At 64.0% G+C, this 13,315-nt stretch carries 13 protein-coding genes; 2 read left to right on the top strand and 11 right to left on the bottom strand.

Translation table 11 applies throughout. From position 1 onward, the window contains the following. Window positions 1-62 precede the first annotated feature (62 nt). The 10 genes from parE to nudF form a co-directional block, all read right to left on the bottom strand. Window positions 63-1,958, bottom strand: coding sequence for a DNA topoisomerase IV subunit B (gene parE / locus BN1124_RS14460; RefSeq protein ID WP_042643065.1), 1,896 nt, complete (start codon window positions 1,956-1,958; stop codon window positions 63-65). 113 nt (window positions 1,959-2,071) lie between these two features. Beyond that, entirely contained in the window at window positions 2,072-4,087 is a 2,016-nt protein-coding gene (locus BN1124_RS14455) for an FUSC family protein (RefSeq protein ID WP_042643063.1), read from the bottom strand. A gap of 1 nt (window position 4,088) precedes the next feature. Continuing rightward, a complete protein-coding gene (locus tag BN1124_RS14450) occupies window positions 4,089-4,955 on the bottom strand; it encodes an efflux RND transporter periplasmic adaptor subunit (RefSeq protein WP_042643061.1) in 867 nt (288 codons plus the stop codon). Beyond that, window positions 4,948-5,169 (bottom strand): DUF1656 domain-containing protein, encoded by a 222-nt coding sequence (locus tag BN1124_RS14445; protein ID WP_025325578.1) that lies wholly within the window; start codon window positions 5,167-5,169, stop codon window positions 4,948-4,950. The genes BN1124_RS14450 and BN1124_RS14445 overlap by 8 nt, the downstream gene beginning before the upstream one ends. 118 nt (window positions 5,170-5,287) lie before the next feature. Then, complete coding sequence (locus tag BN1124_RS14440) at window positions 5,288-5,689, bottom strand: GFA family protein (RefSeq protein ID WP_042643059.1); 402 nt, start codon at window positions 5,687-5,689, stop codon at window positions 5,288-5,290. A 32-nt stretch (window positions 5,690-5,721) separates the two neighbouring features. Further along, window positions 5,722-6,345, bottom strand: coding sequence for an NUDIX hydrolase (locus tag BN1124_RS14435; protein ID WP_042643057.1), 624 nt, complete (start codon window positions 6,343-6,345; stop codon window positions 5,722-5,724). Window positions 6,346-6,347: 2 nt separating this feature from the next. After that, window positions 6,348-6,935, bottom strand: coding sequence for a YqiA/YcfP family alpha/beta fold hydrolase (locus BN1124_RS14430; protein WP_042643055.1), 588 nt, complete (start codon window positions 6,933-6,935; stop codon window positions 6,348-6,350). Between the two features lie 10 nt (window positions 6,936-6,945). Further along, entirely contained in the window at window positions 6,946-7,764 is an 819-nt protein-coding gene (gene cpdA / locus BN1124_RS14425; RefSeq protein ID WP_042643053.1) for a 3',5'-cyclic-AMP phosphodiesterase, read from the bottom strand. 26 nt (window positions 7,765-7,790) lie between these two features. Continuing rightward, entirely contained in the window at window positions 7,791-8,231 is a 441-nt protein-coding gene (locus tag BN1124_RS14420; RefSeq protein ID WP_033131777.1) for a DUF1249 domain-containing protein, read from the bottom strand. A gap of 1 nt (window position 8,232) precedes the next feature. Beyond that, window positions 8,233-8,874, bottom strand: a complete 642-nt coding sequence (gene nudF, locus BN1124_RS14415) for an ADP-ribose diphosphatase (protein WP_042643051.1) — start codon at window positions 8,872-8,874, stop codon at window positions 8,233-8,235. Window positions 8,875-9,182: 308 nt separating this feature from the next. Between nudF and tolC the strand changes: the two genes are divergently transcribed. Further along, complete coding sequence (gene tolC, locus BN1124_RS14410; RefSeq protein WP_042643049.1) at window positions 9,183-10,508, top strand: outer membrane channel protein TolC; 1,326 nt, start codon at window positions 9,183-9,185, stop codon at window positions 10,506-10,508. A 131-nt stretch (window positions 10,509-10,639) separates the two neighbouring features. On the opposite strand, the gene hldE is transcribed toward tolC, so the two are convergent. Beyond that, a complete protein-coding gene (gene hldE / locus BN1124_RS14405) occupies window positions 10,640-12,067 on the bottom strand; it encodes a bifunctional D-glycero-beta-D-manno-heptose-7-phosphate kinase/D-glycero-beta-D-manno-heptose 1-phosphate adenylyltransferase HldE (RefSeq protein WP_042643047.1) in 1,428 nt (475 codons plus the stop codon). 299 nt (window positions 12,068-12,366) lie between these two features. Between hldE and lpxL the strand changes: the two genes are divergently transcribed. Continuing rightward, window positions 12,367-13,290 carry an LpxL/LpxP family Kdo(2)-lipid IV(A) lauroyl/palmitoleoyl acyltransferase gene (lpxL, locus tag BN1124_RS14400; RefSeq protein WP_042643046.1) on the top strand — a complete coding sequence of 308 codons (924 nt, stop codon included), beginning with the start codon at window positions 12,367-12,369 and terminating at the stop codon, window positions 13,288-13,290. Window positions 13,291-13,315: the final 25 nt, after the last annotated feature.

The following is a 13,315-nucleotide window of genomic DNA, read 5'->3' as shown; positions in this document are numbered from 1 at the left end:
TGGGGTGCGCCACTGGGCGGCGCACCTGGAAGTCGGGTCGGCTGATGACGGAGGCCATTGGCTTAGATGATCGCAAGGTTGCCCTTCTCCTCAAGCCACTCGCGGCGATCCGGGGCACGCTTCTTGGCCAGCAGCATGTCCATCAGCTGCAGGGTCTCGTCCCCCTCCTCCATCTCGCCCATGGTGAGCTGCACCAGGCGGCGGGTGTTGGGATCCATGGTGGTTTCCCGCAGCTGTTTCGGGTTCATCTCACCCAGGCCCTTGAATCGGGTAACCATCACCTTGCCCTTCTTCTTCTCGGCCTCGACCCGCTGCAGCACGCCGTTCTTCTCGTCCTCGTCCAGGGCATAGAAGACCTCCTTGCCGATGTCGATCCGGTAGAGCGGCGGCATGGCCACATAGACGTGGCCCTTGTTGACCAGGGTTCTGAAATGCTTAACAAAGAGTGCGCACAGCAGGGTGGCGATGTGCAGACCGTCCGAGTCCGCATCCGCGAGTATGCACACCTTGCCGTAGCGCAGGCCGCTGAGATCCTCGGAGTCCGGATCCAGGCCGATGGCCACCGAGATGTCGTGCACTTCCTGGGACGCGAGCACCTGGCCGGCCTCGACTTCCCAGGTGTTCAGGATCTTGCCGCGCAGGGGCATGATGGCCTGGAATTCCCTATCCCGCGCCTGCTTGGCGCTGCCGCCCGCGGAGTCACCCTCCACCAGGAACAATTCGCCTTGCATGGGATCGGCGCAGTTGCAGTCGGTGAGCTTGCCGGGCAGGGCCGGGCCTTGCGTTATCTTCTTGCGCACCACCGTTTTGGCGGCGCGCATCCGGCGCTGGGCGCTGCTGATGCAGATCTCGGCGATCTGCTCCGCCAGCTCGGTGTTGCTGTTCAGGTAGAGGCTGAAGGCATCCTTCACCACCCCGGAGACGAAGGCCGAGCTCTGGCGGGACGACAGCCGCTCCTTGGTCTGGCCGGCGAACTGGGGATCCTGCATCTTGACCGAGAGGATGTAGGCGCAGCGATCCCAGATGTCTTCCGGCGTGAGCTTGACCCCGCGCGGCAACAGGTTGCGGAACTCGCAGAACTCGCGCATGGCATCCAGCAGGCCCTGGCGCAGGCCGTTGACGTGGGTGCCGCCCAGCGCGGTGGGGATCAGGTTCACATAGGATTCGGCGAGGCACTCGCCCCCCTCCGGCAACCAGCACAGGGCCCAGTCCACCGCCGATTGCTCGGTGCTGAAGGCGCCGACGAAGGGCTGCTCCGGCAGGCAGGTGAACTGCTTGACCGCATCGACCAGGTAATCCTTGAGGCCATCCTCGTAGCACCACTCCAGCTTGATGCCGGTGTTCTTGTCGAGGAACTTGATGGTGAGGCCCGGGCAGAGCACGGCTTTCGCTTTGAGCAGGTGCTCGAGCTTGGAGACCGAGAAGCGCGGCGAATCGAAGTAGCTCGCCTGGGGCCAGAAGCGCACCCGGGTGCCGGTGTTGCGACGGCCGCAGGTGCCGCTGATGGTCAGCTCCTGCACCTTGTCGCCACGTTCGAAGGCGATGTCATAGACCTGACCGTCCCGGCGCACCGTCACCTCGACCCGATCGGACAGGGCGTTCACCACCGAGATGCCCACCCCGTGCAGGCCACCGGAGAACTGGTAGTTCTTGTTGGAGAACTTGCCCCCCGCGTGCAGCTTGCAGAGGATCAGCTCCACACCGGAGACCCCCTCCTCCGGGTGAATGTCGACCGGCATGCCACGGCCGTCATCGATCACCTCGAGGGACTGATCTTCATACAGGGTCACCTCCAGGGTACGGGCATGGCCCGCCAGCGCCTCGTCGACGCTGTTGTCGATGACCTCCTGGCCGAGGTGATTGGGCCTGGTGGTGTCGGTGTACATGCCGGGGCGGCGACGCACCGGTTCGAGGCCATTGAGGACCTCAATGGCATCCGCATTGTATTGAGTGGACATGGAGGGCCTTGCGAATTGACGTTTGGGGGGAATCTTAACCCTTGGGAGGGATTGCGACAAATACGGCGGCCACAAAGGGTGATCCAGAGGGGGTGGCAGGGTGCGCCCCGGGTTCAGGGGGCGTCGGATGTCTCCGGCAGAGCCTGCAACAGCTGGGAGAGGGCGCTTTCGAGTCGCCAGACCTGGCCCGCCAGCTCCCGCGCCGCCGGCTCCCGGTGCAGGGCCAGCCCCTGCTCGATGCGCCTGAGTTCGGCCAGGGTGAGGCCGAGGGAGTCATGTTGCACGCCCCGCTCGGTGAGGATCCCCTTCAGGCAGCGGAGGCAGCCGTCCCGCACCAGATAGAGCGCCGGATCCTTGCCCCGCCACTGGCGCAGCTGCCAGGCGATGTGGCTGCAGTTGAGCAGCACCACGCCCCAGCGCAACACCCAGAGCCGGGCCAGCTGATCCTTGCCCTGACTGAGCTGGCTGACCGCGTGGTAGACCCTGGACTCGAATTCGTGCTCGCTCTGGCGTGGGGAGGGCATCAGCTGATCCATGAAGTCCCGCCGCAGACGGCGGATCAGGCGGCGGCTCTTGCGCCTGTCCGAGCTGGGCCTGAGGATCTGGAACCCCAGCCCGGCCACCATCACCCCCAGCATCTGGCCGAGGCTGCCGTTGATGTAGTCCTGATAGTCGTAGCTCGGCGGGTTGGTGATGGCGAGAAAGGAGCCGAGCAGCACGATGAGCTGCCCCCACAGGGCCGCCGATGCCGGTCGCTGCTGCTTGAGCAGTTGCATGGTCACCAGGGGCGGCAACAGCAGGATGAGGAAGGGCCAGAGCGCCTCCAGGCGGATCATCAGGCCGAACTTGACCAGGAAGCAGCCGAGACTGAGCAGTACTATGGCCTGCAGCATGGTGGTCACGCTCTTGAGCGGCGCGGGCACCGCCGAGTAGAGCACGCAGCTGATGGAGAGCAGGGTCAGCGCCGAGCTGCCCGAGCTCCACTGGGTCTGGAACCAGAAGATGCAGCCAAGCAGCACGCACAGCGCGGTGCGGCCGCCGTTGTAGGCCGCCTCATAGCTGTCGGTGTGCATGGCAAGCGATCTCAGCCTGGGGGGCGCCGGCCAGCGCATCGGGAGATCCTCCTGCTGCGCCCCCGCCAGCCGATCCAGCCAGCGCTGGGCCTCCAGATAGCACCAGCAGAACTGGCGCAGCCGCTGCCAGAAGGTGCGAGCGCGGTAATCCCCCGAGCGGGCCAGCGGTGCCAGCAGGCGGGCGATGCGCAGCTTGTCACAGCCGGGTTCGGCGAGGGCCTTGGGCAGCGCCGCGAGCAGCTCGTCCAGCTCCGGCGGGGGAGATTTCCAGTTGTGTAGCAGGCGGCGCACCCCGGAGATGAGGCCGGTCATGCGCAGCTGGCGATGGAGCAGGTAGTTGAACAGCCGGTTGTGGCGCCTGAACCTGTGGTGGCTCCACATCGCCTGGATGCGCAGCACGTTCATGGTGAGGATCTGGCTGATGAGACCCTGGTGGGCGTGGCGCACCAGGGCGCCGGCCTGCTGCTGCCAGAGCAGCTGGGCGTGCTCCAGCAGGCGGCTCTGGGTCGTGCGCAACGAGCCGAGCAGGGTCTCGCCGTCCCCCGTGCTCGGCAGCAGCATCATCATGAAGGCACCGCAGAGAATGCCGGTGATCACCTCGCTGACCCGGGCCTGGGCGATGTCGAAGATGTGCTGGGGATCGTCCACGTTGACGCAGCCGAAGGCGATGATGGCCGCCGTGTAGCCCGCCAGGGCGAAGGCGTAGGAGACGTTGTTCTGATAGTGGTTGGAGACGTAGGTACAAAAGCCGAGCCAGAGCGCGATGAGGACGCTGAACAGCCAGGGATCGCTGAGCCCCAGCCCCGCTATCATCACCGCCGCCAGGGCGCCGATGAGGCTGCCAAGCACCCGCCCCAGGCTCTTGCTGATGACGCCGCCGACGGTGGGAAAGCTCACCACGGCGGCGGAGGTCATGGCCCAGTAGGGGGAGTCCAGCTGCAACACGAACGCCAGCCAGAGTGACAGACACATGGCCAGCGCGTTGCGCAAGGCGTAACGCCACTGGCCGGTACTGGCCTGCCCCCAGGGGGTGCGGCGCCAGAGCGACACCCTCATGTCACTCCCCCAGGGTGATGGTGCAAGTCGTGCCCGCGATCAGAGCGAGCTCGGGCGGCACCTCCAGCAGGCGGATCCGCACCGGCACGCGCTGGGCCAGCCGCACCCAGGGCACGTTCGGTTTGACGTCGAGCAGCAGGCTGTCGCTGCCCTCCAGGCTCTGATCGTGAATAGCGCGCCCCAGGCTCTCCACCTCCCCCTTGAGCACCTGATCCGTGCTGTAGAGCATGACCTCAGCCGATCTGCCCACCTGGATGTGCCTGAGCTTGGTCTCCTCGAAATAGCCCTGCACATAGAAGGAGTGGATATCCACCAGGGCCACCAGCGGCACCCCGGCGCTGGCGTAGTTGCCGACCCTGGCCTGCAGGTTGGTGATGTAGCCATCCCCCGCCGCCTTGATCGTCGTCTTGGTGAGCGACCACTTGGCCTGCTCCAGATTGGCCTCGGCCACCTGATAGGCCGCCTTCATCGCTTGGGCGTTGAGGCGCGCCTCGTCGACGGCCTCGGCGGAGATGACGGTGCGGGAGAGACTCTGACGCCGGTTCGCCTCGTGCTCGGCCTTGTCCAGATCCGATCTGGCCTTGGCAAGGGTGGCGGTGGCGTTGTCCAGGGCGATCCGGTAGGGCTCGGGATCCAGGGTGAACAGCACCTCCCCCGTCTTCACCAGCTGGTTGTCCCGCACCGGAATGGCCACTATCTTGCCCGACACCTCGGGGGTGATGCTGATAAGCTCAGCCCGCACCTTGCCATCCCGGGTCCAGGGCCCCTGCATGTAGTAGTTCCACAGCCACCAGCCCGCCGCCAGCGCCAGGGCGCACACCAGCAGGGTGGAGAAGTATTTGAGGGTCGCGAGGAAGGATTTAACCATGAACCAGTATCCATAAGGCGCCGCTGACGGCGAGGATGAAGAGGGAGAGATCCATCAGCAAGGGGTGCCACACCTCCCCGCCGTAGAGCCAGTCACGCAGCAGATGATGCACCGGCAACCAGCCCAGCAGACCGAGCAGCACGGCCTTGAACAGCGGCGGAAAGTAGAGCGAGGCGCCCAGGATCAGATCGGGCAGCACTGAGGGGGTCGGCAATGGCGTGCTCCCTATGGTAGAGGAAGACAAAGGATCGGCGATGGCCTGCCAGGGAGCAGGCTTGCCAAGGTTAACACAGCCATTGGGCGTGCCACAGAAGCAGATGGCACCCGTTCGCTCAGGACGACCGGTCCGCCGGGTGGTTGATCCCGTCCCGCAGCGGCACCTCGCCGAGTTCGAACGGGTTGACCCCCTCGAGGCAGGCCAGGTTGTAGCCGAACTCGGCCGGGTTGGAGCGGCGCTGGTGATGGGTATAGATGCCGCAGACGGAGCAGAAGTAATGCTTGGCGGTACGGGTGTTGAACTGGTAGCAGCGCAGCACTTCCTCTCCCTGCAGTATGCGGATGCCCGCGAGCGGCACCGAGGCGACGATGGCGCCACGGCGCCGGCACAGGGAGCAGTCGCAGCGGCGGGGATCCACCACACCATCCGGCAGGCTGAGCTCCAGCACCACAGCGCCGCAATGACAGCTGGCCCTGTGTTGCTGCTGGATGAGGGTGTTGCCGATGCGCTTGATCATATGGCCTCCTTGCCACGGGATGGACTCCCGGATCAGTCGAACAGGGTCTCGCGCCGCCCCTGCTGCACATGGGCGTGCAGGGTGCGCAGCTGAGATGCCACCACCCGGTGCAGGGAGAGTGCGGGCAGCTGGTCTATGGGGAAGTAGCCGGCGCCCTGGGTCTCGTCGGTTTCGCCGAGCAGCTCGCCCCCCGTCACCTCGCACAGGAAGAATGCCTTGTGGGCGTGGGGTAGCTGGGGCGGATGAGGGTGCTTGTGCTTGTCGAACAGGGCCAGCAGCCGGACGGCGCGGCACTCGAGGCCGGTCTCCTCGACCACTTCGCGCACCACGGCAGCGGCCGGCGAGTCGCCGATGTCGCACCAGCCTCCCGGCAGGGTCCAGAGTCCGTCGCTGCGCTCCTGCACCAGCAGCAGCCGACCCGCGTCATCGAGGATCAGGGCCCGCACATCCAGCTTGGGAGTCGGGTAACCGCTGTCGAGTGCTATCCAGTGGGCGATGGCCTTGGGATCCAGCTCGCTCTGGCTGGCGATGAGGGTCACCGTCGCCTCCCGCAGAGCTTGAAAGCGGCCGATATCGAAGGGGTCTTTGGAGTAGGTGAGCCCGGCCTGGGCCGTGGCCAGCACCTGTTCCAGAAAGGCAGCCAACGGCGGTTGCATGGCTAGATCCCGAGGAAGCGGACTATCTGGGCGGGGTAGCGCTCGAAGCCCTCGAAGGCATGGTTGCCACCGCACTCCAGGGACAGGCGGGCGAAGCGATATTCGTCCAGCGCCTTGCGATAATCTAGCACCTCATCCTCCTGCTGCTGCAGGATCCAGAGCCGCTCCGGCGCCGTCACCGGCACCGCCAGCGCCTTCAGCTCGTCCATGTGCGTCGGCAGCAGCTCGTAGCGTTCTTCCGTGTAGGGATTGCGCTGGGGACCGAGGTAATCACGCAACAGCTCGTGAGGGCGCACCGCCGGGTTGATCAGCGCCGCGCGGCAACCGTACAACTCGCTGACCCTGGTCGCCATAAAGCCGCCGAGGGAGCTGCCCACGGCGCCGAGTCTGAGATGGGTGCCGTGACGGCCTCTGGCTGCCTCGATGCTGTGTGCGATAGCCTCCCAGGCTGCCCCCGGGGTATTGGGCTGGGCCGGGATCATGACCTCGATATCGGGCCTGTGCTTTGCGACCCAGGCAGCCATCTGCTGCGCCTTGGCGGATCCTGGCGAGGAGTTGAAACCGTGTAGATAAAGCAGGACTGAGCTCATGGTGACCCTCTCAATAGCCGGTGGCATCGGGGTCGGGCACGAACTGCCCCACCGGCAGCCGCCACACCTGGCTCGCGATCCGGCCATCCGGGTGCAGGGTCAGGTAGCGCCAGCCCGGGCCGGACTCGTCCAGCGCGAAGCCATCGCTCAGCGGCTTGAACTGGATGCAGGTGGAGGGGCTCGCTATCAGCCGTACTCCCTGATGCACCTCGTCAAACTCCTGGTGCACGTGACCGAACAGGATGGTCTTCTGCTGCGGGTGACGGGCCAGCACGGCAAACAAGTCGTCGGCATTCTTGAGGTTGTGCTGATCCAGCCAGGCGCAGCCCACCGGCACCGCCTGATGGTGCAGGGCGATCAGCGCATGGCGCTCCGGGTGCTGGCGCAGCGCCTGATCCAGCGCCGCCAGCTGGTGATCCCCGAGCAGGCCGTGGGGTTTGCCGCGCACCTGGGTGTCGAGCAGGATCACCTGCCAGTGATCCCCCACCAGCTGCTTGGCCTCGCTTATTCCGGCCGCATGCAGGTATTCGGTCATCAGCGGGGCGTCATCGTGGTTGCCGGGCAGCCAGTAGATGGGGCGCGCCAGGGTCGCCATCATGGAGGCGAAACGCTGATAGGATTCCGGGCTGTGATCCTGGGAGAGATCCCCGGTCGCCAGGATCAGGTCGAACGGGTGCTCGTTCGCCTGCACCTGCTCCAGCACGGCGGCCAGACTCTCGGCGGTGCGCACGGCCAGCAGCCGTCCCTCGGCACTGGCGAAGAGATGGGTATCGGTAATCTGTAACAGGCGCACACTTCCGTCCTGCGCCTGGGGTAGCTCTGTTTCCAAAATCACGCTTCTTTTTATGAGTTCGACTAGAGGATGTTAATCGGGCTGGTGCCGTGTTTGAGACAAAATTTTAGCCAGTCGGCCAGAAACAGATTTACCTGCTCTTTTTCATCCCTGTGGTGCATTTTTTTATTGGGATAATCATAACGTGGTTGCAACATCGAAATCTGTTGCGCGGCACACACTTCCGCCATCCGCACATCGTGATACAAACGAATCTCGATTCGAGCCTGCAAGTAGCTCGGCAACTCGGGATTGTGCTGGGCCAGGATCACCTGGCTGGTGAAGCGGCTCTCCTCGCTGACGCTGAGCCCAAACTGCAGGCCGTTGCCGACCTGATAGCGGCGCTCGGCCCCCACCGTGCCCCCCGGTGGCAGCAGCTTCATCAGCGCCATGTAGTTGACCTCGCAGGTCCGCTGCAGGGACTTCAGGTCCGGAACATGACGCTTGGCGGATAATACGGACATGTCAGCGATCCGCCAGCCAGCGTGCCTGCAGCTCGCCGTGGTTGAGGGCCAGCCACTGCAGCGCGATCACGGAGGCCGCATTGTCGATCCGCCCCTCTTTCAGCCAGGCATAGGCCTGCTCGCGGCTCACCACGTGCACCCGGATGTCTTCCCCTTCTTCCGCCAGACCGTGGATCCCGGCGGCCTTGCTGGCATCGACCTCGCCCACATAGACCTCGATCCGCTCAGTGCTGCCGCCCGGGCTTACCAGATAGCTGATGGCGTGCTCGCAGCGGCCCACCTCGAGGCCGGCCTCTTCCACCGCTTCGCGGCGCACCACGGCTTCGGCTGTCTCACCCTCGTCTATGATGCCGGCCACCAGCTCCAGCAGCCAGGGAGTGGCGCTGGTCTCCATGGCACCGATCCGGAACTGCTCCACCAGCACAATCTGGTCGCGCACCGGATCATAAGGCAGCAAGGCACCGGCATGACCCCGTTCGAACAGCTCGCGGACGATGGGCTCATTCCAGCCACCGGCAAATAACCTGTGCTGCAGACGGTAGACATTGATCTTGAAAAAACCATTGTATCCAGATGATTTATCGATGATTTTCACATCATCACCGGAATAGTGGCTGGTTTGAGGCAAGGCTTGCTGTGACATACGACGCTCCTGCCGGCTTGACTTGGCTAGGTTTGACCATAATATTCGGGAACATGAATGAACATTCATTCACTCGTTCTCGCCGACGATGAGGGATGGATTTTAGCAGCCACAGGACATTTGGCTAGGCGCGTTGCCGAGAAAAACGCCCCTGTTCCTTGACGTTCCCGTTACTGGAAAAGAGACAGTTCGCATTAAATTCTGCTTATAGTAGAGTGGTTAAGCTGAAATCAAGCTCGGTCGGTGACAATCCCCCCTCTTCAGCCAGCGGACAGCTTTGGGTTGATAAATAAGGTTAAAACAATCATATGAAAAGAACACTCTTGTCAGTCATGGTGATGCTGGGTGTGAGCTCTGGTGCTCATGCCGAAAACCTGCTCGAGATTTACCAACAGGCCCAGATCAAGGACACCCAGCTGCTGGAGTCCAAGGCGAGACGGGATCAAGCCTTCGAGAAGATCAACGAATCACGCGCCGCCCTGCTGCCACAGATCAACCTGGGTGCCGGCCTGAACTATCTGCAGAACAAAAACGACACCATGACCAACAGCGGTGCCACCGGCTCCGTCACCCTGGATCAGTCCGTCTACCGTCGCAGCAACTGGGTCAACCTGGACCTGACCGAGAAGAGTGCCACCCAGTCTGACGTGGGCTACAACCTCGAGATCCAAAACCTGATGCTGCGCACCGCCCAGGCCTATTTCAACGTGCTCAAGGCGATGGATACCCTGGAATTCGTGCGGGCCAACAAGGTCGCCGTCGAGCGTCAGCTGGAACAGACCCAGCAGCGTTTCGAAGTGGGCCTGACCGCCATCACCGACGTGCATGAAGCCGAGGCCGAGCGCGATCAGGCGCTGGCAGACGAGATCAATGCCGAGAACAACCTGGACAACAGCTACGAGAGCCTGCGCGAGCTGACCGGCATCGATCACCGCCAGCTGGACGTGCTCAACACCGCGCGCTTCGCCCCGCAGAAGACTCCGTTCAACTCCGACAAGTGGCTGGAACTGGCCCTCGACAAGAACCTGGAGCTGCACAGCGCCCGCATCGGCAAGGACATCGCCAAGGAGCAGATCGATCTCGCCAAGACCGGCCACGAGCCGACCCTGGATCTCGGCGCCGGCCTCACCGCCGGTTACAACGACTACAAGGACGAGATCCGCAACCCGGACAGCAACAGCAATCAGGGCAACATAGGCCTGAACTTCAACCTGCCTATCTACACAGGTGGCGCCACCACCTCCCAGGTCAAGCAGGCTCAGTTCAACTACGTGGCCGCCAGTGAGCAGCTGGAGCGCAGCTTCCGCTCGGTGCAGAGCACGGTACGTTCGTCCTACAACAACGTGAACGCCAGCATTGGCTCGGTACGCGCCTACAGCCAGTCCGTCATCTCCGCCGACAGCGCCCTGAAGGCGACCGAGGCCGGTTACGAAGTCGGCACCCGTACCATAGTCGACGTGCTGGACTCGACCCGCAAGCTGTACGAAGCCAAGCAGAAGCTCTCCGAGGCGCGCTACAACTACATCCTCAGCATCCTCGCCCTCAAGCAGGCCGCAGGCACGCTGGAGCAGAAGGATCTGGAAGACGTGAACCAGGGGCTGGTACCCGCCGCCCAGGTCACCAAGCAGTCCTGAGTCACATTGACTCCATGAAAAAGGCGACCCCAGGGTCGCCTTTTCGTTGCCTGCTTGCCCGCCTGATGAGCGCGGGTAAAGCCATCAAAAAACCCGGCCAAGGCCGGGTTTTTCATGAGGTACGTATCCGCTTAGCCGCGCTCGCGGATGGTCTTGATGATGTCGCTGGTGGAGCAACCGTCCTCGAAGTTCAGCACCCGCACCTCGCCGCCGTTGGCGGTGACTTCGGCATAACCGGCGATATCTTCCGGCTTGTAATCGCCCCCCTTAACCAAGAGGTCTGGCAGGATCTCGGCGATCAGCCGCTGGGGCGTATCCTCGGCGAACGGCACGACCCAGTCCACGGCGCCCAGCGCCGCCAGCACCGTCATGCGACGCTCGGTCGGGTTGACCGGACGACCCGGCCCCTTCAGGCGACGCACGGAGTCATCGGTGTTGACCGCGACGATCAGGCGATCCCCGAGCTTGCCGGCGTTGGCCAGGTAGGAGACGTGACCGGCGTGCAAGATGTCGAAGCAGCCGTTGGTCATCACCACCTTCTCGCCCCGCAGGCGGGCTGCCCGCACGGCGACCTTGAGCTGGGCCTCGGACATGACGCCAAAGCCGGTCTCCTGCTCGGTGTAGAGCGCGTTGGCGAGCTCCACCGGGCTGACGGTGGACGTTCCCAGCTTGCCGACCACGATACCGGCGGCGGTGTTGGCCAGGGCGCAGGCCTCGTCCAGCGTCATGCCAGCGGCCAGGGAGGTGGCCAGGGTGGAGATGACGGTGTCGCCGGCACCAGTCACGTCATAGACCTCGTGGGCCTGAGCCGGCAGGTGCAGCTCGGGCTGGCCCCGGCGGATCAGGGTCATGCCGTTCTCGGAGCGGGTCACCAGCAGGGCGTCCAGCTCGAAGCGCTCGACCAGCGCCAACCCCTTGGCGACCAGATCGTCCTCGCTCTTCACCTTGCCCACCACGGCCTCGAATTCGGACATGTTGGGGGTCAGCAGGGTGGCACCGCGGTACTTCTCGAACTCGGTCCCTTTGGGATCCACCAGCACGGGGATGCCGGCGGCGCGGGCGCGCTTGATCATGCCCGGCACGTCGTTGAGGGCACCCTTGCCATAGTCGGAGAGGATCATCACATCGGCCTGGGGCAGGGCCTGCTCGACCTTGCCCATCAGCAGACTGGCGTCGACGTCGTGGAAGGCTTCTTCGAAGTCCAGACGCAGCAGTTGCTGGTTGCGCGACAGCACCCGCAGCTTGGTGATGGTCGGGTAGTCGGCCAGGCGCACGAAATCACAGGCGACCTTGACGCCCGCCATCTGGCCGGCCAGCGCATCGGCGGCCTCATCCTGACCGGTCAGGCCCAGCAGCACGGCGTGGGCACCGAGTGCGGCGGAGTTGAGGGCCACGTTGGCAGCGCCACCCGGGCGCTCCTCTATGTGTTCAACCTTGACCACGGGCACCGGGGCCTCGGGCGAGATCCGGCCGGTGGGGCCATGCCAGTAGCGATCCAACATGACATCGCCAACGACCAGAACGCGGGCTTTTTCAAATTCGGGCAGGGTGATCTTCATCTGTATCGGCTCTCAAAACCTGAAAAATTCAGTCCCGGATTTTATCACACTCTTTTATAGGGTGTAGAAAAAGCAAATCTGTCGTTTCCAGTGAGACACCTAGCGTGACGGTTCCTGCCACGTCCGTCAGACGCCGCGACCCCTCTGACCAGATGAGGCGATTCGCACCAACCCCCCCTTTTCGGATAGAATCCTCTGATTGCGCGCCAAGTGATCCCAGCGGGGCATTCATCTGCCCTTGTCTCTCCCCGCTCGACTTGGCACCCGGCTCATTTGTGATTGAGAACAAGAGACTCTTCATGGCCCAAGAACATGCTCCCCGCCTCGAACCCCGTCTGTTCCATCCCCGTTACTGGGGCAGCTGGCTCGGGCTCAGCCTGCTCTGGTTGCTGGTGCTGCTGCCCTGGCGCAGCCAGATGTGGCTCGGTCGCCAGCTCGGCACCCTGGCCCGCAAGCTGTTGAAATCCCGCGTCAAGATAGCGCGCCGCAACCTGGAACTGGCCTTGCCCGAGCTCAGCCGCGACCAGCGCGAAACCCTGCTGGTGCAGAACTTCGAGAGCGTGGGCTGCGCCATCTTCGAAGTCGGCATGGCCTGGTTCTGGCCGGACTGGCGGATGCGCCGCCTGATGAAGGTGGAAGGAGAAGAGCACGTGATCCGGGCCGCCGAGCAGGACCAGGGCATGCTGCTGCTCTCCTGCCACTTCCTCACCCTTGAACTCAATGCGCGCTGTTTCGGGCTGGTGCGACCCGGGGTCGGTGTCTATCGCCCCAACACCAATCCGGTGCTGGAGTATGCCCAGTATCACGGTCGCTGCGCCTCCAACAAATACCTGGTGGACCGCATGGACGTGAAGGGGATGATCAAGGCGCTGCGCAACGGCGACGCACTCTGGTATGCGCCGGATCACGACTACGGCTCCCACGCCAGCGTGTTCGTGCCCTACTTCGCGGTGGAGCAGGCGGCCACCATCACCGGTACCGCCACTCTGGCCCGGGTGAAGAACACAGTCACCCTGCCCTGCTACAACATCCGCACCCAGGACGGCTACACCCTGCACATAGGGGCGCCGCTGGAAGGCTACCCGAGCGGCGACGATCTGGCCGATGCCAGCCGCGCCAACCGGGAGATAGAGGCCGCCGTGCGCCGTGCGCCGGAGCAGTACATGTGGCTGCATCGCCGCTTCAAGACCCGCCCCAATCCGGAGGATGCGGGTTTCTACTAAGCCCCTTCCCCCATGAAAAAGCCCT

The sequence above is a fragment of the Aeromonas eucrenophila genome, from assembly GCF_000819865.1.
Lineage (GTDB): Bacteria > Pseudomonadota > Gammaproteobacteria > Enterobacterales > Aeromonadaceae > Aeromonas > Aeromonas eucrenophila.
The sequence above is the reverse complement of the archived record's forward strand: the minus strand, read 5'-3'. Positions and strand labels throughout refer to the sequence as shown.

Bases quoted from the DNA above. Each gene is read 5' to 3' on its own strand.
- parE (WP_042643065.1), bottom strand. From the start codon at position 1,958: ATGTCCACTCAATACAATGCGGATGCCATTGAGGTCCTCAATGGCCTC.
- BN1124_RS14455 (WP_042643063.1), bottom strand. From the start codon at position 4,087: ATGAGGGTGTCGCTCTGGCGCCGCACCCCCTGGGGGCAGGCCAGTACC.
- BN1124_RS14450 (WP_042643061.1), bottom strand. From the start codon at position 4,955: ATGGTTAAATCCTTCCTCGCGACCCTCAAATACTTCTCCACCCTGCTG.
- BN1124_RS14440 (WP_042643059.1), bottom strand. From the start codon at position 5,689: ATGATCAAGCGCATCGGCAACACCCTCATCCAGCAGCAACACAGGGCC.
- BN1124_RS14435 (WP_042643057.1), bottom strand. From the start codon at position 6,345: ATGCAACCGCCGTTGGCTGCCTTTCTGGAACAGGTGCTGGCCACGGCC.
- BN1124_RS14430 (WP_042643055.1), bottom strand. From the start codon at position 6,935: ATGAGCTCAGTCCTGCTTTATCTACACGGTTTCAACTCCTCGCCAGGA.
- BN1124_RS14420 (WP_033131777.1), bottom strand. From the start codon at position 8,231: ATGTCCGTATTATCCGCCAAGCGTCATGTTCCGGACCTGAAGTCCCTG.
- nudF (WP_042643051.1), bottom strand. From the start codon at position 8,874: ATGTCACAGCAAGCCTTGCCTCAAACCAGCCACTATTCCGGTGATGAT.
- tolC (WP_042643049.1), top strand. From the start codon at position 9,183: ATGAAAAGAACACTCTTGTCAGTCATGGTGATGCTGGGTGTGAGCTCT.
- hldE (WP_042643047.1), bottom strand. From the start codon at position 12,067: ATGAAGATCACCCTGCCCGAATTTGAAAAAGCCCGCGTTCTGGTCGTT.
- lpxL (WP_042643046.1), top strand. From the start codon at position 12,367: ATGGCCCAAGAACATGCTCCCCGCCTCGAACCCCGTCTGTTCCATCCC.